Source organism: Fangia hongkongensis FSC776 = DSM 21703 (genome assembly GCF_000379445.1).
In the GTDB taxonomy this organism is placed as follows: Bacteria; Pseudomonadota; Gammaproteobacteria; order Francisellales; family Francisellaceae; genus Fangia; species Fangia hongkongensis.
The window spans coordinates 1-20,099 of record NZ_KB902259.1; the positions used below are offsets into that span (position 1 = coordinate 1).

Genomic DNA, 20,099 nt, shown 5'->3' on the forward strand with positions numbered 1-20,099 from the left:
AAAAGCCACCGAAGAATCATTCAACAACATCAAATTAAACAAAGCATGAGTCGTAAGGGAGACTGCTGGGACAATGCTGTGGCTGAAAGCTTTTTTCGAACCTTAAAGACTGAATGTACTTACCATGAAAACTTTAAGACACGAGAGCAAGCTAAAAAAGCTATTTTTGAATATATTGAGGTATTTTATAACCGTAAAAGGAGGCATACACATAATGATTATTTATCCCCTGTAGAGTTTGAGAGAAAATCTAAATTTGCTTAAGAAAACTGTCCGGATTAGTGTTGACACTCCAGCTTAACAGGGCAACTGTAATCATAATGATATTTCACACAAACACCTGCAATCTGCGCTATGCACTGCTGTGATTGATAATTGCAGTTATCCATCGTAGTGCAGGTATTAACCACAGGGGTTATCTGACAGGTATAATTTTGCTGATACTGCCAGCAGTCAGAATAAACAGGCACACCCTCTACATAACGCGTACCCCCGTGCTGAACACATGTCTGTCCAGTATAAGTGCATCCTTGAGGCACACCCTCAGCATAAGCACCTGCATGACTACCTAACCCCACAAGCAACCATAGTAATAACGACCCTTTCATGATTAATAACTCCTTCTCAAAAAACCCTTAAAGTTAAACTTTTCTAACCTTTTCTACGCTACGGACAAATCGTATCCGACCATGTAATGTAGCTTTCTTTTCTCTCATACGCTGGAATTTCAATCACACCGTTATAGGCAATCGTCATATCAGGCACTGAGGCGTATTCTCTGCCATCGGCTGATAGCTGACCTTGCTCACCTTGAGTCACTTGAATATGTAAATTTTGATATAAGTATGACACTGATGTTTTCATTAAACGTGTATCTATCGTGCTAATAATCGGAGGGATATGAATCCAAAAATGACCATACCAATTGCCGTGAGAGGTAATTGGAAATGATCGCAGCACCCCTGTTGTTGGAAAGGTAAAATGTGCACCAGAGTGGTAGGGTTCTGATCGCCAATCTGTTTTTCCTGTGCCACCAAATGGAATATATTGCGCAGGAACTTTTATGATGCGTGTGTGCGGTATGGCTGTTTTATTGCAATGAATAGTTGCAGGAATAGTTTTTTCACAACTTTTAGGCTCAAAAACAAAGTGACAGGTGTGCCCATTTTCACAATCAATTTGATCATCTGAAGTGCCATGCGCCACATTGTACGCATCCGTAAAAAACAGCTTATTGGTTTTAACAAAACTTGAATTTTCTAACGCACCAGTACTTGGCTGTTTATTTTTAACTATGTGCGCTGTTTTGACAATATCTGAACTAGCCAATGCGCTTTGCGCCGCCGCATTCATCGCAGAATCATCATCACTATAGTAACGAGTCTCACTCGGGTTTGGATTATATTGATCACCAAAGGTATCAGTTGGATGTGCACTTAAAATCGCAGCTTGATTGATCTTCTGCGCCATTAGTGCTTCATCCTTCGGCACGCTGTTGTTGTAATCAGCCGCTTGAGAAGCAAAACTTGATTGGGCTAAAGTAGTGGTTACAATCAATAAAATTATCAAAATCCTTTCATATGAAAAAAATAGACTTTGATGCGATCTATTATTAATACGAACCGCTGTGTTCTGGGTTATTAAGGACATACCGTATCCCCCCATGTAATATAGCCTTCTTTTTTATAACGTGTCACCTGCATAGTTGTGCTGTAAATATACCAATCGATATTTTCATCGAGTCCACCATGCGGACAGTCAACCCATTTATCTATTATTTTCCTTGTTCTGCGGTCATAGATTTGATATAGCATTTTACAATTAAATGATACTGATACAGGTTGCCCTTTCTGAACAGAAATATTCAGCCCTGATTTTGAAAATGGCAGCCAATAAAACTCCCATGAGCAACCATTATTTTTATACTGCCCCATTGAAATACCATTGATGTAACCCGAGTAAATTCGATCATTACACTGAAAACTATTATGGTTTCTGTTGGCAAATTTAACGGAAATACTTTGCAAAATACCTGATTCATTTGCAATGTAGCTGTAACTATACTGACTGTGTTTGATTAAATCTCCACTGTATGACACGGTGGTTTTATAAGGCACCTTCTTTGTATGCGGTATGGCTGATTTATTACAATGAATGGTTGCGGGAATGGTTTTCTCACAGCTTTTAGGTTCAAAAACAAAGTGACAGGTATGCCCATTTTCACAATCAATTTGATCATCTGAAATGCCATGCGCTACATTGTAAGCATCCGTAAAAAACAGCTTATTGGTTTTAACAAAACTTGAATTTTCTAATGCATCAGCACTTGGCTGTTTGTTTTTAACTATGTGAGTTGTTTTGGCAATATCTGAGCTAGCCAATGCGCTTTGCGCCACCTCATTCATCGCAGAATCATCATCACTATAATAACGAGTCTCACTCGGGTTTGGGTTATATTGATCACCAAAGGTGTCGGTTGGATGTGCATTTAAAATCGCAGCTTGATTGATCTTCTGCGCCATTAATGCTTTATCCTTCGGCACGCTGTTGTTGTAATCGCCTGCTTGTGAAGCAAAACTAAAACTCGCGATCATTAAGCTTGTGATGAATGTAATACGTCTGACCATTTGCTCATCTCACTTTTAACTAAATACCCACTGGCAATACTGCCAGAGACGTCCTTATGCTTATTGCTTAATATCTGTAATGCCTGATCAACACTAATGTTGCCTGATAACACATCAAATTGCGTATCTGCGCATATATCTCCAGCTTCACAATTCAGGCTACGTTTATAGGCAACAAATGCAGGCACTTCAGTAATATGAAACTGCCTAAACCAGATCGGATTCATCTCAACACCACCTGAAACCACTGTCTGATTTTTAAGTGTGATAATTTGAGCAACACGTTTTCTTGTGGTCGCAAAATCATTATTGACCAGTCCACGAATCATCACAGGGATGTGTAAACGTGCTGCTTGCATTAAAATTTGCCTTAATGTAAATGTCGGCATCGACAAGGTAACAAAAATCATCACCCCTTGTTGGGCTTCCTGTTTTACCCCTAGTTGATTAAATGCCTGATGGTATTTTTTGAACTGCAAGCGCTTCCATTGATCCTCATGCTGGCTAATGGCTTCTTTGGTGGCTGCCATTTGATAATGAATCATATTTTGATTATATGCTCCGATAGCTTGAACTGTATTCGACAAGCTCGCTGCATTAACCGTCGCAAGAGAAACAGATGCCATAACAAAGCCATATATCAGATGTTTTTTAAATTTAAATAAAAAGTTCATGACCTTTCCCCTTATAACAAACAGCAGTTACGTTTACGCCACATCAAAAACCCGAAATTGTCACCTGTTGCAGGATTGTTATGCCCTGACTCCCAGAGGTAAGTAATATGCCCATACGGATGCACACTGGCAGCATCTGGAATAGTGTTGACCATTTCATAGCGATAGCGTGATTTAGGAATAATGGGGTGATATACCGCATTACACATCCCATATTGCGTAGGTTCACTGTCTTGAACTACACCCTCGCGGTGCAGTTTATAATTAAAGCGCTCTGATAAGAGCGTTGCACTTTGCACAGACGTATAACCATCTAAATTATTACCGTCTAGCGGATAAACCGTGGAGGTTTGAGAACCCATACACCAGAACAAGGCATCAATAGGTAATTGACTGTTTGGGATGGTTTTAATTGCATCAGCAGCGCAAGCAATTTGTGCAATAGGGTTGCCAAATAACAATGCCTCTGGATTTAAAATCATTGACAGCGCATCATCCTGCCATGCAGGGTCAAATTCACTCATGTACGCTAAGTCAAAATTATCTGATTGCACGCATCCAATTGAGGTGATAACGTTCAATAAATAAGCAATAGGATATTTATACCAGTGTAGGTGAAAGAAATTCCCCTCTGGATAGTCCTGATCGTTGTTGGTTGTTCTGCCGCCAATATCTTCTTCTTTCATGCCCATGCTCATCTGAAAGCCCATATTGACCATACAAAAAGGGGTTCTGGTGACATCCACTAAGGCATACGGCTCCCAATAGCCAAATGATAATCCAATACGGCGATATACAGGTGGAGGTGCTGGACAACTACAGACAGGAATGGATGGATTTTGCGTATCAGGGGCATCGCCTTGTGCCACTGGAATACGACCAAAGGTAATGGGAAAAAGCCCTTTCCAATCTATTGCGCTTGGTGCCACAAACTTACCTGTACACGCAGCGCCTGCGCCATAAGAACCATTAAAAGATAATGTCAGCATCACAGCGCAACCAGTTATCAGCACCATGCCATGCAATGACTTCTGCACAAGATTTTTAAGTATGCTCATCAGACTCTACCCCCTTGACAATATTGACTGGAGCAACTGACTTGCTGGACTTGCCATTTATTTTTCACTTCGCTAACAATGCTTGGTACTGTCTTAACACCGAGTTTTGTCGATAAAAAACCATGATAGTCAAAGTAGATTCTGCCCAATTTATCGTAGGCAGTTTTTAAGTTCCCTTGCGTTAAAATTAGATAATAAGAATGTCCTGAGTGCTGCATGGTTGTAATGGCTTGTGATGCCCATTCAACCTGACGCATATCTGTGCCATTAATAAAAATAATCACCTTATCATAATGATGCGGCAAATAATCAAACGGATTTACTTTCTGCCCTTTATGCGCAAGCAAGCGCCCATCAGGTAGGCGAATGTCATGCTCAATAGTCAGTGTTGGATCAACCGTATAAATCGCACCCTGGCTAATCGTTGGATATTGATAAGGTTGTGTTGGATTTAACGCTTCTTTTTGTGTGGCTTCCTGCATTTGTCTTTCAATATCAGTCCATTTGCCAGAAGCTTTTAAATCAGCAATTTTTGCCATTAAATACAACAAGAAGTCCTGCTCATTAATGGGATAAGTTTTCCCATAAACCCCCAAGTTTTTTGCCGTCACACTCGTTGGCGTCAAAGGTAGCGCCATCAATACACCAATCACTGCAATGAGCTTTTTCCACTTCTGTGTTTTATTTATTAAGATCATGTTCATGCCCCTTAACTGCAAAATAATTAACACTTGATTGAGGATCAATTGATTGCGCCTGTGATTGGTTAAACAATTGCATTTTTTTAGCAATTGCCTGTTGAATGATAAGTGTTGCATCGGGAATAAAATTCACTGCCGCAGGCGTGACAATCAATGCGCAGTTAAACTGTTGACAATAACGGTATTCAACCTCTGATAATACTGTATTAAATCGCTGGAAAGCTTGCTTTTGCTGCTCAGGCGTTAAGTTCTGCTTAGCTAATTGCTGCGTAAATAACTTGACCGTTTTGTTAACATCAAACGATACCAGTGAACGCGGTGGGTTAAAGTAATTCATTAATGACAACCACAACGCCACCAAAGCAATAAAGCTAATGACTGCCATAAAAAGAGCCAATGATGTACTTGTGTTTACCTTACGCATAAGACACCTCGCCTTGTAATGCTTTGACACGATCAGCAAAATAAGCATGTATCTCACTTGGAATCTCATCACCATATAAACGTGCAGCCACCAGATAAACGGCTGTATCCATATCAACCCCCTGTGCTACCAACTCCTCAACCATTGAATCTTCGTTTGGCTCAGTGGTCAGCAATATGCGCTTATAAGGGTCAAGGAAAAGGCGGTTAAATGTGGTCACACCACCTGCTTTAATCATCAGTGATGAAAAGCCTGCTGTGCCCGCTTTTTGAAAGCTGTTAATAATCTTAGCTTCAGCACTGGTAAAGATATTACGATCAGATTGCAGATACTCAGCAAACTTCTCAGGGTTCTGACGCATGATGATCTTAACCCCTGCATTATTCCATGCTGCTTCTGCGGCTTTAGAGTTTAAAAAGTCTTCCATGCCCTGTGTAATCACCACAAATGCCCCATTAAATTTACGCGCCGTACGATAACCACACTCAATCATGTTGGCAGTTTGCGGACTACTATCACCAAGCAGCTTCCACGCTTCTTCAAAGGGACACATCTTGCGCCTTTTCTTACCTGATCGATACATCTTTTCATTGACCACTACCATCAAGCTAAAAACGACAATTTTTAACAACTCCTCGTCATATTCAAAGTCCTCTAACTCAAGAATCGTAGTCGGATTACCATCCTCTAAAATACTGCCCTCACCTGAAAACACATTGGCATAATGTCCATTATATTTGTGTGTATATTTTCTTAGGTTGTAATACACTTGAAAGATTTTATTTGCTGTCTCCTGGTTCATCTCCTTAATTTCGTGATAATGGGTTTCAAGATACTCAACCACCAGCTCAATACTGGCATCCTGTCCATATTTTTTGCGCACAAAGCTTACCGCCGCCAGAATTGCTGATTTTTCGACTTCATCGAGTAATGCTTCAGGTTCTGCCATCACACCAATTAAGGTCGCAATCTGCTTATTAGACGCATCCAAATACTCTGAGTCATTATTGTTACTGATATAACGAAAAGGATTAATATTAATATCTTTAGCAGAGAGATACTTTGCTTTATTGGAGATAGCATATTTTCGAGACGATCCCCCTTTATCAAACAAATAAAGTTCCCCACCACGCTGGATATGATTATCATAAAGCGCCTGCATAAACACCGATTTTCCAGCCCCAGAATAAGCGCATACAACCATATTGTAGTTATCTGCCTCTGTTTTAAAGTTATCTAAAAAGAACACCTGATTTCTAAAGGTCGGCAGCATTAAGCCAATGCGATCTTTGGAGCCTTTATAATCCGCAACAATCGGGAGCATATTGGCAATATTAAAGGTGGTAACCGTTTGTGTTATTGCAGCTTGTGATGCTGCCATCTTATAATCATGTTTACAAAAAGGCAGTGTGCTAAATAGCCCTTCCCATTGCAGCTCCTCATTAACCGACAAACTCATCCCCTTTGCTTTAAAACAGGATATGGCTGTCTCTGTATCAACATCATAGTTTTCTTGTGAGGTAAATAGCATTAAATCCAAGGTCATATTGGCAAGCTTAAACTGCCCCTTATCCTGACCCTTAACAATAAAATCCCACTCCTGTATATCTTCATCAATCAAAGGAAAAAAGTCTCGTAACTTGGCATTGCCTGCAATACGTCTTTTACCCGCTAATTTGCGCGATGATTTTGCCTTTGATGTCGCTAGCGGCTGTACTTCAAAATTCATTGTCATAACAAATGGACACTGAATGGCATTTTGTCCATTGGCAATGTCCGCATATAAATCCGCAACCATTCCGAGCGCAAATTCAAAAGGTAATGATCTTAAAGACAGATTAACCGTGCGTGTTGCACGTTTTTGCCCTTTTTGATTACGAAACTGCCAGTCAATACTGTTGTCATTAACACCAAACTTGGTGTCCCCCGATAACACCTGTTTAGAGAGATAATTTAAACGATCATACTGGTATTGATTGCTGGCAATACTGTTTAGATCATTGTTGCCAATAAAATGAATGTACTGGATTAAATCTTGAGGTTTAAAATCACGATGTCCAATACCTGTTGTTGAAAACGCTGTCTCCACATCCTGCTTTAACCTCAGTAGACGCTTAACATCCTTTTGTTTACTCTTGCTGGAGAAAAAGCAATACGCCTTGTAATCACGTAATGCGGTTTTTAGTCCTAAGTTGGATTTAAAACCTGTAATGGCATGCTTCTTTACAAAGGCATGTTCAAAAAGTGCATGCTTAGCATGATCACCACCGCGCACCTTGCATGCTTCAACATTACTGGCTAAAACCTCATGTGTATGCTGACTACCCACCAGTGAAAAGCCAAAATTCCACGCTTTGCCCTCTGGAAATTTATCTTTAATTAAAGAAGATAGCTGCGTAATTACTTGTGGATTCGCCCCTGCTAAAACAGTCATTTCTTTCATAAAGCCCACACTGTTGGTGTTATGAAAAAATGCCGTATCTTCCTCATAAAATCGATATGGTAAATGGGTGTTTAAGTGATTGGGATTATGTTTTTTTATTTTTATTTTGTTCGCTCTTTTAGCTGTTGTTTGTTCAGATGGTTTCATAGCAACACGTCCTTTTTATCCTCTGTTAGTCTTCAAGGTAACTGCCAAACCCATCGCCGCGAATCACTGAAACAGGATAGTCACGCCAGTGTGATGGGGTTACAACCGTATACACGTAAGATGCATCGTGATAGTTGTCTTGCCTATCCTTAAATGGCGCAATCCAAATACGCTTCACATGATCACTGGTGCGCTCTGGTTGACCAGAGTTAGGGATGGCACGGGTAAAGCCCGCGGGAATCTCAAGTTTCACACCAGATAATGTTTTAGCATCTGCGGCTTTTGTGTTTTGACTGTTGCCAATATCAATGGGGTTTTGTGTTAAGTCACTGTTTGCATTGATGCGTCCATTTTGAACATTTTTATATACATCATTCATGGATACACAACCTGCTCCCAGTCCCCCAATTTTGTCGCAATTGAAATTACCATTCATCGCAGCGCAGCCACTCAAAAGCAATACGCCTAAACCAATGAAACCTAGCATCAATTTTCGCGCCCATTTTATCGTCACTGTGACGTTTAATATCTGATATATAGAATTGATGTCATTTTTGCTTTCTTGCATGCTTTTACTTATTTTGCTGATTTCACTGTTTTTTCTGCTTTCGCTATTTCTTCTCTTTAAACCAACTGCCATGATTACTGCCCTGCCTGTTGTAACTGTTGATTGACTTCATTCATTTTTTGATTGGCAATGCTCTGTTGTGCGGCAATCATTTGCGCAATGCTTGGCTTTTGCGGCTTTTCTGTTTGCCCGTAGTGCATGGGTGTATGCATGCCAATAGCACGTGTCTGTTTGGGATCAAGATGAAAACCGCCTAAGAAAACCAAATCAACCATAGCACCCGCATTAATCTGAATGATGGGGTGATATTGCTCTGCCAGTTTGATGTAATAATCGGCAATCTTGCCTAAAGCCGTTTGTGCACCTTGTCCTAATCCTGCCTTTAATACATCACTGCCTGAGATGGTTTGTGTCGCACCTAATGGTGATACACTCGTTGTTGTAGATGCTTGTGATAACGCCCCGCCAACCCCTGATAGGAAACCCGACAAGCCCGACATTTCTATGATTTTGCCATTACGCATCACAGGGATGCCACGAATGCCATTTTTACCCCCAATATCGACTGCCGTGCCTTCCACTGGAATATCCAACACACTACCATCATCGCGCGTACACGATAAACGATCGAGCTTAATTATGCCGCGTTCAGAGGATATCTCCCCTGTCACACCCGCTGTCACAAAACAGTGTTTTAATGGTGCACGTCTGCCGTTTGGCTCATAGCCATTTTCTAAAATCTGAAACTCAACAGGCGTTGCATCTCCTTGAGAATTCACCCCAGCATTCGCATCAGCACCATAAAGCATCACCGCTTTTGCAAATGTCCCTGTTGGCACAAAATTCGCTGCATCATAAGGATTATCTTCTTTTTCATTTTGCGCAAAACTAAAATGAAAGCTTGAAATTTGTTGTGTTGCTAATGGTGGCGCACCACCGACTTCCTGCATATCCAAGCCTTGCGTTTTATCTTTACCTAAAGCGCGTGTATTGCCATAAAGCCCCAGCATGTTTAAGTGTAGTGGTGCTTTACTGGCATTATTAATCATGGCACCACCATTGCTATTGGTATCTGTAGTAGTTTCAACCCCATGCTTGTTGGTGTTGATGTTTTCCAGCGCCCCTTGGGTGCCGCGTAACTGATTCTGTAAATCACGAATGGTTTTAGACTGTTTGTCCTCTTGTTCTTTTGCTGCATCTTGAATGCCCTGCATTCTTTTTTGCATTACATCCAACTGCTTTTGCAATTTAGATAACTGAATCTGATTAGATTGCAAAGCTGTTGATTCATAGGCATGGGTAAAATCCGTTGTCACCCCAGCAAGATTGACTGTCTGTTGATTAACATTCGGAATCAAACTCTCTACACTATTATTTTTGTTTTTAATGTGAATAATGAGACTAATGACAATGATTAGCAGCAAAACAAAACCGCCTATAAAAATAATGTTTTTATACGGCGAGCACTTATCCCACAGGGTTTGATTTTCTTCCTCATGATCGTAATCATTGGCATCACTATGATCAGATAATTGATCCTGCTCAATCTGCTCATTTTGCTGATCTTGGTCATCATATTGATCTGGTTTTTTCTTGAAAAAACTCAAGAAACTCAAAAAGCTGAATAAGCCCGTGATCTTTGCCAACAAACCTTTTGTTAGGCTGCGCTTAGCTGCTTCATTACCACTATTTTTGCTTTCAGCACCTTTCTTATCTTTCTGATCGTTTTTATCTTTGCTGTTATCTTTATTGCCGCCCTGATGAGTCAAGCTATTTTGATCGCCTTGATGATCTTCTTGATGACCCTCATCACCCTCTTGATTTGGGTTATTCAGTTCTTTACCTTCAAACTCGTTTAAATCTTTCATCATCTGCCCCTTATCTTAATACATACAAGTAAGTGCTTTGATGGGGTGCCAGTGAATGCTGATCTAACGCGATAGCACGATCACCATGCGTATAAAATTGTGACTCTGCCAAAGGTGTTGCTAGCTTACCTGTATTGGTTAGCTGATATACCACCCCTTTAAGTGTCGCGCTTTGATAGGCTTTGATTGGGCGAACCATTAAATTGTCGTAAATCGTGTTAGCACTTTGATCACCATCTGGCTTAACAGCAACATAACTGAAATTGTCACTTTCTTTATTCTGCATCATCTGGCGCATACGCTTGATAATAAGCTTTTGATAAGGACTGTCTTCCTCTGTGGCTTTTTTCGTTGGATTGCCACCAATCAAGACAAATTCAACCGTATCCCCCAAACCAGAAGCATTGATTTTAGGGGTGACGTTCACACTAAAGTTGTATCCGCCATGTGTTGTCACATGATAAGTAAATGCATTATTCGTGTGATATTTGATCTTAACCGCACCTGATGGGTCATCTTTATCAAAGCTGATCTCACAAAAACTCTGCGGGCAGTCAATATTGCTGATACTATCGCCTTTGACAAATAAACGATTAAGCTGATGCTCACTCATGCTAAGCTGAACTGTCTCATTATTGCCCAGAGTGACCACAACAGGTGGCTGAATCATAATATGCGCTTGTGGCTTGGCAACTTTAGGGGCTATCTGATCTGATACTTCTGACACTGCCGCTACTGCTTCTGCGGCATCTTCTGGCTTGACGATATTGGCAGAGGTTGGTGATGGAATAGCATGACTTTGTTTATCACTTTTTTTATCTGGTTTCAGCACTGTATTTTGCTGGTTAAAATGTAAATTTGGTTTGATAGTCTCATTGTTATCGGCTACTGCTACCAACGGCACCAATGATAAACATACTGCACCCCAGCACGCTTGGGTAATAAATTGCTTAAGCATGGTTTTTCTCCCATTTAGATAGACTTAAGAGCTTGACAGTGCCATTACTTAATTCATAACGCACAAGGTAAGTGACATTGTCATCAGGCAGAATGTTCGAGCCAGAACTACGCTTTAAAATGCCAGACACCTTAACCATTAACTGCGGGGCATCAACAATAATGCTCGATAATGAAAAACTGGCGGATATATCCCCTGCTTTAATCGCCTCTGTTTCTTCAATCAACTGCTTTTCAACCGCGCCGTATACTTCAGGTGCCACATAATCTAAAAACAATTGATGTGTTGCCGCTACGGTCTTAGGGGTTACGTTGAGCTTAAGACCTATTAAAAATAAGGTCATTTGTTGTAAATAACTTTGATCTACCGAAGTATTACTTACTGTAAATGGCTGAGTGATAACAGGTGGCACCACAATCACCTTTGCATCACGTTTAAACTTAAACAGCAAAATACCCTCAAGGATCGCGACAATCGTAATGCCAATCAGTGCAAAAATAAGAATCTTGCTCACCTGATTTGCAATGTCCACTTTGGTTTTACTTAAATTAAAATCCATGATTTTTACCTTGTTTTACGCTTTTATCATCTTGGCTTATCGATCATCACAACCTAAAAAAGCCATTTGTTCTTTGATTTGGGTGGCACTTTAGAGAACACACTGACGGGCAAAATACGCTGCAATCTGATCATCAAAAAATCGGTGCCATGACCCTGTTTAAAATACTTAAGAATACCGACCCATATCCCCGCCAAAATGACTGCCATAATCGGTTGCTTAAACATAAAAAACACAATCAGAAAAATCACCAGCGCTGGGATAAATTCATCCAACGTCATAAATAGAAATTTCCGTGGCGCATTGAGTCTTGAGGGTATTCTAAAATCCAGATCATCACTCATCGACCTATCTCACATAAATGAACTTAAAATGCTATAGCCCAGTAAGCAGGCACCATAGCCAGAAAGCCACTTAACCCAATCTCCTGATTGCTTGGCTTTAACGATCGCACCTAATAAGCCAACCCCGAACACAGTGAAATACAAGGTGCTTCCTACGCCAATACTGTCCTGAATATTGGTTTTACCTGAACTGAAATAGTCAGTAGCAAAACACTGACTGACAACAAAAAGATTCAGCACAACAGCACTCACATAAGTAATGAGTGATTTCACATGGTTTTGAGCAACTTTAAACATTTTATTTACCTCTTTCGTTTTTGTGGTTTTTGGTTTTTAGTTTGTTGATTGATTTTTATTTCTTGCGTTTTTGATGCTTTAAGGCTTATCAATTTTTTCTTTACGCTAATGCCTTTTTATCAGGCAAAAAGTACCCTACCCATTGGGTATGGGCTTATTAAAAAATCATCGCATTAGATCACTACTGGTTTATGATCAAATCAGCCTGAATCACTCCATTTAAGCATCATCCCTACTCCCCTTTGTTATTGACTAGATAATACATTACCAACCAAGTCACCAATGACCCGATACATGAAAATAATGCATGCTAAGTACACGGCATAATGACTAATGAGCTCACTTGAGGCTTTAGCAGCAATATTTTCCATGGCTGCATGGTATTGAGTAGCATCAAGGTGCATAAACCAGATGTGTTGCAATATCATGATGCCGATAATCAATAAACTTGATAAACACAAAGACCAAAACATATTAATCAGTACATAGACAACTGATTTTAATAGGTTGTAACCCACTTCTGTAAAAGCCATTTTATTGAGCTTGTTTGCTTTAATATTCTCCACTGAGACTCTCCCTGGTTGATTGATTAATGTAAAACTTCTATGGATAGTAAACCACTACCGATATTCAGTGATTGACCATGCAATAATGCATCCTCAGCAAATAATGCCACTTCACCAAAACACTTCTGACAAAACCACTCCAGCTCATCATGTGTGATAATTTTATTGCCTGTGGGATGATGCAGCAAAAAACGTGTATTATCATCGCTAAAATTCAAAGGTTTCTGACAGTCTTCGGCAGTTAAGTAAAAATCTTTATCTCTCATCATCGTTACTCCTATTGCTATCTGATTCATTACTTCATATCAACATTGAGTAGAACAGATACATTACTTCCCTCATGTATCTGTGCTACCAACAAGCCCCCACCTGCAAGCTATTTATTACTTATTTGATTGATTGACTGGTATTGAAATGCTGTAACTTTTTTGGTGAAGATGTTGATTAATAATTTCAGTCGCGGCATCAACAATTGTGATTGAGTAATCAAGACAATACTGTCTTAACGCCTTATGCGTATTAGCTTTAATAATGATGCATTTTGTTTTCACCAAAATAACTCCTTCTATCTTTCTATTTGTAGAAACCTATAATCACGATACGGAGAAAACAAATCGAGGTAGTAATATTTACTATCTAGCAAATATCATCTATCATAGACTTGCTGATCTCGGATCAGTTTGTTTTGGACTTCATTAAAAGTTTGGTTGCGGATAATGAAGTCCACGAAAATATCTATCTATTTCATTTTTATTCTTTTACGCAGAGCCTACGCCACTATGTTAAATATACCCCGCACATAATGGCATAGGATGCTAACCCGTCCCTGCGAATGGACGTGTTTCAAATTTTCTTACTCATTTTTCTGGAAACATTACCGCCAATTTGACTTAGCGGTAATGCCACCCAGATGCCCCACCCGAAATTTAGGGTATATTTCTAAAGGCTGTTTTTAGGTAAAGTTATCATGGGGTATTTTTTTCAACTCATGACCTTAATAATTCATACTCAACATACTACCAGTTGATTTTATATGGTGCAAGTGTATATTTAGTATTTTTTAGGATTTATTTTTGTTTTTTTCAACCATATCCATACATGTATGATACACATGTATTATCCTATCGATATAAAACAACAGATTCATATTTTTATAGTGTCAAAATTATCAGATAATCTTAAAAAATATCTTGAGATCAATAATCTCAGTTTACGAGATTTTGCGAAAGAAACAGGTGTTAGCCACTCACTAATTTCTCGACTTTTAAAAAGTCCTGATCCAAATAAAATACAACCTAAAACAAAACGATTTATTTCACAAGCTTTGCAAATAGAATTTGATCAACTATGTAATGAAGATATTAACTTTTTAATTAAAAATAAAGAAGGTACATTCAAAGTACCTTTCCAAAAAATATCAGGTGAAGCAGTAAATAGCTATATTGAGTCAAATTTAGAATATTCATTTGCTGTTGTATTACACAATGATGATTATGCTCCACTGTTTACCGAAGGAACTATATTATATTTCTCAAAAGAAGTGGCACATCAAAAAGATGTATGCCTAGTAAACTATAATAATGATCGAATACTGTGCTCTGTAAAGGAGTCCTATAGAAACACATTAAAGGTAGTGAATCTAAAAGATGATAAAATCCTAGAAATTTTAAGACCTAATATAATTGCTGTTTTAATGAAATCATTGCATAATCAGTGAAATTATTATGCTGACTGCAAATACAGATGTTAAAAGTTTTTAGATACTACCCCGCATTCTTAATTATTTTAGCTGGATATCTATGTTCTGTTATTACTTACAAATATCAGATTATTGGAGTTCTTGGATATATCACTTTAGGGACAGGAATCCTCTATCTAGGTATGAGAATACTTTGTGATTTTATCGAACTTGTTGTCAGTATCCCTAAAACGGAAAAAAACAAAAAAAACGTTATAATGCTTTTATATCTTGCTCTATTTATAATATGTGCTCTGATTGTAATTAATAAAAATACAATAATAGATCAGGTTGTGGCATGGTTGTCTTTGATCCCATAACTAACGCGGATAAAAAAGGATAATAGAAGAGGAATAACAAACAGCACTGGGATGATTGAAAAGGCATAATTGAAATCTGATATCGTATATGAGCTTAGACTATTATGTGTGTTAGACGAATGAAGATCAATAAGCCATCCAACCACAGGGTCGAGAATAGCGCTACTCAACATAACTGCCATATTATTAATCGCCGTCATAATTCCTATATTTTCTTTCTCAATTACTCTACCTAATACTGCAAAACTCAAAGCTTGACCAGAGGCGCTTGTACCATAAATAAAGAAAACAATTGGAAGAAGCCACAGCGGAAGTGTAAATGAGCCAAATAAAACAAATGAAAATATAAGGCCTATCGAAGTGAAAAATACCAACGGTATTCTGTAGGATTTTAAAAAGTTGGTCATTATTCCAATTAATATACTACCAATTCCTACTCCAAACCATGTAGCAGATACATAAGCTGCCGCAGATTCAATAGGTAAATGATATTGCAAAGCTACAGCAGATGTTCCCCATAATCCAGCAAACAGTTGTACAGGAGTCCATATAAAAAAAGCAAATCCTATACATACCCAAACTTGCCGATTTTTAAAAGTTGGCATTAGGTTTCTAACCTGCTCATTAAACTTCAATTTTGTTTTTTCATATTGCTGTAAACTTGGGAGCTTTATACTAACCAGTAAAACTACAAATAATCCTATTAAAGCAATAATGATTGACGTATATCGCCAGCCAATATTGCTAACAGAGGTTGCTACTGGATAACCAGATATTACATCCCCAATGGTACCAGAAAATTGCACTATACCTATTAAGACAGGGGCGGAAGCCACTGGAAAATATTTTAAGACTGCGCCAAACCCAACAATAGTAGATGCCGCAGCAAAAGCACCAATCACTGCTCTTGATATAGATGCAGACTCGACGCTTGAACTTAAAGCAAACGCTATAAGGGCAATGGAACAAACTGATACCGCTAAAATAAATAATCGTTTTAATCCCATCCAATCCATTAGAATTCCTGATGGTATTTGCATCAAAACATAGGCATATAAGTAACTACCTGAAATAACTCCAATGCCAGTTGCATTTGTATTTAAGCTATTCATCAACGGATTGACCATACTTTGAATTGAGCTTCTTATCAATGGATCGTAACCATAGAAAAATGCTACAATAAGAAAAATGCACAATAATACCCTTTTTGATGGATGAATTTTCACCTAAAAAACCTATAACCTTATTCCAATCGGAAGGTAAGTCTACATTACATGAAGTGACCGATCAATTATTGTTAAACTGTGATGAAATTTATAATAATACTCAATTCATTGACTCTATTTCTGACCTTATAGTTATTAAAGATGTTAATAGTAGGCTCACAAAATGCAATCGAGCACTTAGTGTTTCTGCTGGTCTTGATTCTCCTGATGATATATTCATGAAAACAGATTTTGACATGATCTGGAATGAGGGAAATTTGGCGCCATCATTTCTACAAAAAGATCGATTAATTAATCAGGGAGTTACTCAATTAAACCTTGGTCGATATAAATACAGTAGCGGGTTAAAGACCGTGATGATTAAACGCTTTCCTATATATAAAAATGGCATTATTGTCGGCAATATTACGATATTGACTGAAATTAAGAATTTCAGTATGAAAGAAATATGTGATCAAGCATATCTCTTCGGCGTAAATATATCAGATCAACAGGTGCTAGAGGAAATCGAGAATCAATTTGTTGAAAATTCACCTATTGATAAGTATGAATTATCTGAAAAAGAAATAGAGGTTTTATATTGGAGCGTCAGGGGGAAATCAGCTAGAGAAATAGCTGAATTGGCATGCAAATCCTATTATACGGTATACGATACTCAAGAACGGATAAAGAAAAAAATGGGTGTGAAACTGATGAGTGATGTGAAAGATATAGCTTTTGATACAGGGATTATCAATGAATTATTAAAGAGAAATTTTTAGATATATACATGTTCAATTAATAGCAGGTCAACCCCAAAGTAAGCATTTTTTGTAAAATACCCCAAAGTATAGGGTGTCTACATCTTATTTTAATTTATAAAATATCATTAATATATACCCAATATACCCGCAATAAAATGAAAAATATAGAAATAGTCACTATTGACTTTCAAAATTCGCAAGTATTTTTACGTAATCACACACGAAAGTTTTTAAGTTTCCATGACTTAGTGAAAAATAAGGAACTACATAACCACCCATCTCTCAAAATGCTATTAAAGGTATTGGGTTGAATTGCTAACAAACTACCCAAATTGCCGTTCATATTGTCTAAACTCCCTATTGGCAAATTGACAATACTCGCCTCTGAAAGTAAGTTGCACTTCCCCTATCTCACCATTTCTTTGCTTCCCAATCACAATATCCGCCTCGCCTTCTAAATCAGGATCGTCTCTATTGTACACTTCCTCTCTGTGTACAAATAAGATCACATCGGCATCTTGCTCAATACTGCCAGAGTCTCGTAAATCGCTCATAAGCGGTTTTTTGTTTGCTCTTGACTCTAACCCTCTATTTAGTTGAGATAATGCGATGACGGGGATTTTAAGCTCTTTTGCCAATGCTTTTAGTTGGCTTGAGATGTAAGTAATCTCTAAGTTGCGATTATTTTGAAAACCCGGACTTTGCATCAGTTGCAGATAATCAATGACAATTAAACCAAGATTTGGATTTTCTCTTTTGAATTTCCTTGCTTTATGTTTAAGCTCCAGTGGTGTTAATGCTGCCCTATCCACAATCGATAATTGCATCTTTTCTACTTCTGTAAAAGCAGCCGTTAACTTTGGCCAATCTTCATCTTCTAACTGTCCTGAGCGTATCGTTGAAAATGGCAGTTTTCCAAGGGAGGATGCCATCCGCATCATAATATCTTTGGCTGACATCTCCATCGAGAAAACTAAAACGGATTGATCGGTTTTTCTAAGGACGGCTTCGGCTATATTCATCGCAAAGGTGGTTTTTCCCATTGCTGGGCGCCCCGCTACGATGATAAGTTGCTCTTCTTTTAAGCCACAGAGCTTATCATCTAAATCAATAAAGCCTGTAGGCAGCCCTGCCAAACCATCACCCTTTTCAGATAAAGCATCTAAATAATCAATAATCTCAGGAATGACGGCTTTGGCTGAGATAAACTCACTTTCACCTGTCTCAATGCTTTGACGCACCGATAAAATGCTTTGTTCAATCTTCTCTAACGTCTCTTCTTCTGACAGCCCTTTTTCTTTCAGTAACTCATTGGCTTCGAGTAGGCTTTTTGAGAGCTTACGTGTAATTGATTTTTTTCTGACAATCTCAGCATAAGCAACGACATTGGTGGTTGTTGGGGTGTTATTAGCAATCTCAGCTAAGTACCCTATCCCGCCCACTTGATCAATTAATCTTGCTTTAGCCAGTGATGTCTCAAGGGTGACGACATCATACACCTGCCCACTTTCAGCTAATTGTTGGATGTGTTGATACAGAATTTGATTAGCGGGATGAAAAAAATCCTCAGCTCTTAGCATCTCTCCGATTCTGTCATAGACATCATTGTCTAATATCAGTGATCCAATCACAGATTGCTCTGCTAAAATCGCATTATCTTGATTTACCGTTACTTTTGACATATATTATCTCTCGTAGACGTTATTAATGAAGTGGTTTCTTAGTGCGTTTACATATAACTTGCTGTCACCCTTTTTCTTATGCGCTGAGGGTGGCAACTTGTGTTCAAAGTCCCCTTCTTTTTCAATGGATTTCACTTCTTTATCACTTAAAGATTCACGCCAAAGCTCAAATTCAACAGTTAACATCTCTTCTTTTTGTGCTTTGATTTTCTCAAGCCTTTCTTTTTTGGCAGCTAAAGAGGCTTCAAAGGCTTCATCGGCAGCAGATTTGTAGTTGGCCTCTACCCAGTTACCCCCTTTTTTAAGCACGCCTATGAGTATACCTAATGTGTTATTTTGAAAACGCTTACCATACTTATCTGTCATTTCATCTAAGCGATTAGCTAATGCCCATGCATAGTGCTCAATCGACTCTTGAACGCTTTCAACAGTGAGTTGCATATCAACATCGAGTGTTTTATTAAAATTCTTAATTTGCGTGACATGAGATTTTTTAAAGCCAAACTCGCTTAAGGCTGAATAATCCAAATTAGTCCAATCTACAGCATCAGAGTGACTCTCTTCGACTGACTCTACTACCGCCCTCTCCTTTTCATTAGAATTGGATAACTCATTTGCTTGGGACTGATTCAATTGAGATTGTTGTTTTTTTAACTCTTCAATTTGTTGTGTTAGTTCAACTATTAAATTTTGATTTTGATTCTCTATATTATTTTTAGTAGTAATAGTATTACTATTATATATAGGTCCAATTTTTTTCTCAGAAAAATTATTTATTTGTGGTGTTTTCAGATCTTGAAACTGTTTAAATATATCTAATGACATTTTATATTGAGACCACCCAAATTTACCAGCTTTAAAGTTAGAGCGTACGATTATATATTTTGCTGAAAGCCTTTTAATTGTTACTTTTGCGGTATTTATTGATGTATCACAATCTAAAGCTAAGTCAGCAATTTTTATTTCTGAACTTTCACGTTTTTGATGATCGTCTATATGGCTATAGATGTAAGTTAATATATTAATAACAAGAGGAGAAAGTGTTGATAATTTAGCCGAACTTGTACCCAGTTTGCTCTCAGTTTGTACCTTGTTTGTACCCAGTTTGCTCTCAGTTTGTACCTTGTTTGTACCCAGTTTGCTCTCAGTTTGTACC

At 38.3% G+C, this 20,099-nt stretch carries 23 protein-coding genes; 3 read left to right on the plus strand and 20 right to left on the minus strand.

Going from position 1 to position 20,099, the window contains the following annotated elements; genetic code table 11:
- A partial coding sequence (locus A37Q_RS0108080; RefSeq protein WP_018298474.1) for an IS3 family transposase occupies nucleotides 1-264 on the plus strand: 264 nt, incomplete at its 5' end.
- A 14-nt stretch (nucleotides 265-278) separates the two neighbouring features.
- Here the strand turns inward: A37Q_RS0108080 and traN are convergent.
- From traN to A37Q_RS16245, 17 genes are all read right to left on the minus strand, one after another.
- Nucleotides 279-608, minus strand: a complete 330-nt coding sequence (gene traN / locus A37Q_RS0108085; RefSeq protein WP_018299773.1) for a conjugal transfer protein TraN — start codon at nucleotides 606-608, stop codon at nucleotides 279-281.
- A 58-nt stretch (nucleotides 609-666) separates the two neighbouring features.
- Nucleotides 667-1,650 (minus strand): hypothetical protein, encoded by a 984-nt coding sequence (locus tag A37Q_RS0108090; RefSeq protein ID WP_018299774.1) that lies wholly within the window; start codon nucleotides 1,648-1,650, stop codon nucleotides 667-669.
- The gene (locus A37Q_RS0108095) at nucleotides 1,641-2,627 is read right to left on the minus strand and encodes a hypothetical protein (RefSeq protein WP_018299775.1); all 987 of its coding nucleotides are present in this window, start codon (nucleotides 2,625-2,627) and stop codon (nucleotides 1,641-1,643) included. The genes A37Q_RS0108090 and A37Q_RS0108095 overlap by 10 nt, the downstream gene beginning before the upstream one ends.
- Nucleotides 2,594-3,301, minus strand: a complete 708-nt coding sequence (trbC, locus tag A37Q_RS15880) for a type-F conjugative transfer system pilin assembly protein TrbC (RefSeq protein WP_018299776.1) — start codon at nucleotides 3,299-3,301, stop codon at nucleotides 2,594-2,596. Before trbC ends, A37Q_RS0108095 begins: the two co-directional genes overlap by 34 nt.
- Nucleotides 3,302-3,312: 11 nt before the next feature.
- Nucleotides 3,313-4,359: a conjugal transfer pilus assembly protein TraU gene (gene traU / locus A37Q_RS0108105; RefSeq protein ID WP_018299777.1), complete on the minus strand. Its 1,047-nt coding sequence runs from the start codon at nucleotides 4,357-4,359 to the stop codon at nucleotides 3,313-3,315.
- The gene (locus A37Q_RS0108110; protein WP_018299778.1) at nucleotides 4,359-5,057 is read right to left on the minus strand and encodes a hypothetical protein; all 699 of its coding nucleotides are present in this window, start codon (nucleotides 5,055-5,057) and stop codon (nucleotides 4,359-4,361) included. The genes traU and A37Q_RS0108110 overlap by 1 nt, the downstream gene beginning before the upstream one ends.
- Entirely contained in the window at nucleotides 5,041-5,484 is a 444-nt protein-coding gene (locus tag A37Q_RS15005) for a TrbI F-type domain-containing protein (protein ID WP_018299779.1), read from the minus strand. The genes A37Q_RS0108110 and A37Q_RS15005 overlap by 17 nt, the downstream gene beginning before the upstream one ends.
- The gene (gene traC / locus A37Q_RS0108120; RefSeq protein WP_018299780.1) at nucleotides 5,477-8,074 is read right to left on the minus strand and encodes a type IV secretion system protein TraC; all 2,598 of its coding nucleotides are present in this window, start codon (nucleotides 8,072-8,074) and stop codon (nucleotides 5,477-5,479) included. Before traC ends, A37Q_RS15005 begins: the two co-directional genes overlap by 8 nt.
- Before the next feature lie 25 nt (nucleotides 8,075-8,099).
- Complete coding sequence (gene traV, locus A37Q_RS0108125; protein ID WP_018299781.1) at nucleotides 8,100-8,714, minus strand: type IV conjugative transfer system lipoprotein TraV; 615 nt, start codon at nucleotides 8,712-8,714, stop codon at nucleotides 8,100-8,102.
- A gap of 2 nt (nucleotides 8,715-8,716) precedes the next feature.
- Nucleotides 8,717-10,510 carry a TraB/TrbI/VirB10 family type IV secretion system protein gene (locus A37Q_RS15885; RefSeq protein WP_018299782.1) on the minus strand — a complete coding sequence of 598 codons (1,794 nt, stop codon included), beginning with the start codon at nucleotides 10,508-10,510 and terminating at the stop codon, nucleotides 8,717-8,719.
- A gap of 10 nt (nucleotides 10,511-10,520) precedes the next feature.
- Nucleotides 10,521-11,468, minus strand: a complete 948-nt coding sequence (gene traK / locus A37Q_RS0108135; RefSeq protein ID WP_018299783.1) for a type-F conjugative transfer system secretin TraK — start codon at nucleotides 11,466-11,468, stop codon at nucleotides 10,521-10,523.
- Nucleotides 11,461-12,027, minus strand: a complete 567-nt coding sequence (gene traE, locus A37Q_RS0108140) for a type IV conjugative transfer system protein TraE (RefSeq protein WP_018299784.1) — start codon at nucleotides 12,025-12,027, stop codon at nucleotides 11,461-11,463. The genes traK and traE overlap by 8 nt, the downstream gene beginning before the upstream one ends.
- Before the next feature lie 53 nt (nucleotides 12,028-12,080).
- Entirely contained in the window at nucleotides 12,081-12,371 is a 291-nt protein-coding gene (traL, locus tag A37Q_RS0108145; protein ID WP_018299785.1) for a type IV conjugative transfer system protein TraL, read from the minus strand.
- A 9-nt stretch (nucleotides 12,372-12,380) separates the two neighbouring features.
- Nucleotides 12,381-12,668 carry a hypothetical protein gene (locus A37Q_RS0108150; RefSeq protein ID WP_018299786.1) on the minus strand — a complete coding sequence of 96 codons (288 nt, stop codon included), beginning with the start codon at nucleotides 12,666-12,668 and terminating at the stop codon, nucleotides 12,381-12,383.
- Nucleotides 12,669-12,913: 245 nt separating this feature from the next.
- Complete coding sequence (locus tag A37Q_RS0108155; RefSeq protein WP_018299787.1) at nucleotides 12,914-13,234, minus strand: hypothetical protein; 321 nt, start codon at nucleotides 13,232-13,234, stop codon at nucleotides 12,914-12,916.
- 23 nt (nucleotides 13,235-13,257) lie between these two features.
- Entirely contained in the window at nucleotides 13,258-13,500 is a 243-nt protein-coding gene (locus A37Q_RS0108160; protein ID WP_018299788.1) for a hypothetical protein, read from the minus strand.
- 117 nt (nucleotides 13,501-13,617) lie between these two features.
- On the minus strand, nucleotides 13,618-13,785 hold the full coding sequence (locus A37Q_RS16245; protein WP_018299789.1) for a hypothetical protein: 168 nt from the start codon (nucleotides 13,783-13,785) through the stop codon (nucleotides 13,618-13,620).
- Nucleotides 13,786-14,345: 560 nt separating this feature from the next.
- Between A37Q_RS16245 and A37Q_RS0108170 the strand changes: the two genes are divergently transcribed.
- Entirely contained in the window at nucleotides 14,346-14,951 is a 606-nt protein-coding gene (locus A37Q_RS0108170) for a helix-turn-helix domain-containing protein (RefSeq protein ID WP_018299790.1), read from the plus strand.
- A gap of 307 nt (nucleotides 14,952-15,258) precedes the next feature.
- Here the strand turns inward: A37Q_RS0108170 and A37Q_RS0108175 are convergent, their stop codons facing one another.
- The gene (locus tag A37Q_RS0108175) at nucleotides 15,259-16,518 is read right to left on the minus strand and encodes an MFS transporter (protein ID WP_018299791.1); all 1,260 of its coding nucleotides are present in this window, start codon (nucleotides 16,516-16,518) and stop codon (nucleotides 15,259-15,261) included.
- On the opposite strand from A37Q_RS0108175, the gene A37Q_RS0108180 reads away from it, so the two are divergent.
- Nucleotides 16,503-17,279, plus strand: coding sequence for a LuxR C-terminal-related transcriptional regulator (locus A37Q_RS0108180; protein ID WP_018299792.1), 777 nt, complete (start codon nucleotides 16,503-16,505; stop codon nucleotides 17,277-17,279). The two genes, A37Q_RS0108175 and A37Q_RS0108180, sit on opposite strands and share 16 nt — an antisense overlap.
- Before the next feature lie 305 nt (nucleotides 17,280-17,584).
- On the opposite strand, the gene dnaB is transcribed toward A37Q_RS0108180, so the two are convergent.
- Complete coding sequence (dnaB, locus tag A37Q_RS15015) at nucleotides 17,585-18,943, minus strand: replicative DNA helicase (protein ID WP_018299793.1); 1,359 nt, start codon at nucleotides 18,941-18,943, stop codon at nucleotides 17,585-17,587.
- A 3-nt stretch (nucleotides 18,944-18,946) separates the two neighbouring features.
- On the minus strand, nucleotides 18,947-20,099 hold a 1,153-nt coding region (locus A37Q_RS0108190; RefSeq protein WP_026196597.1), incomplete at its 5' end, for a hypothetical protein.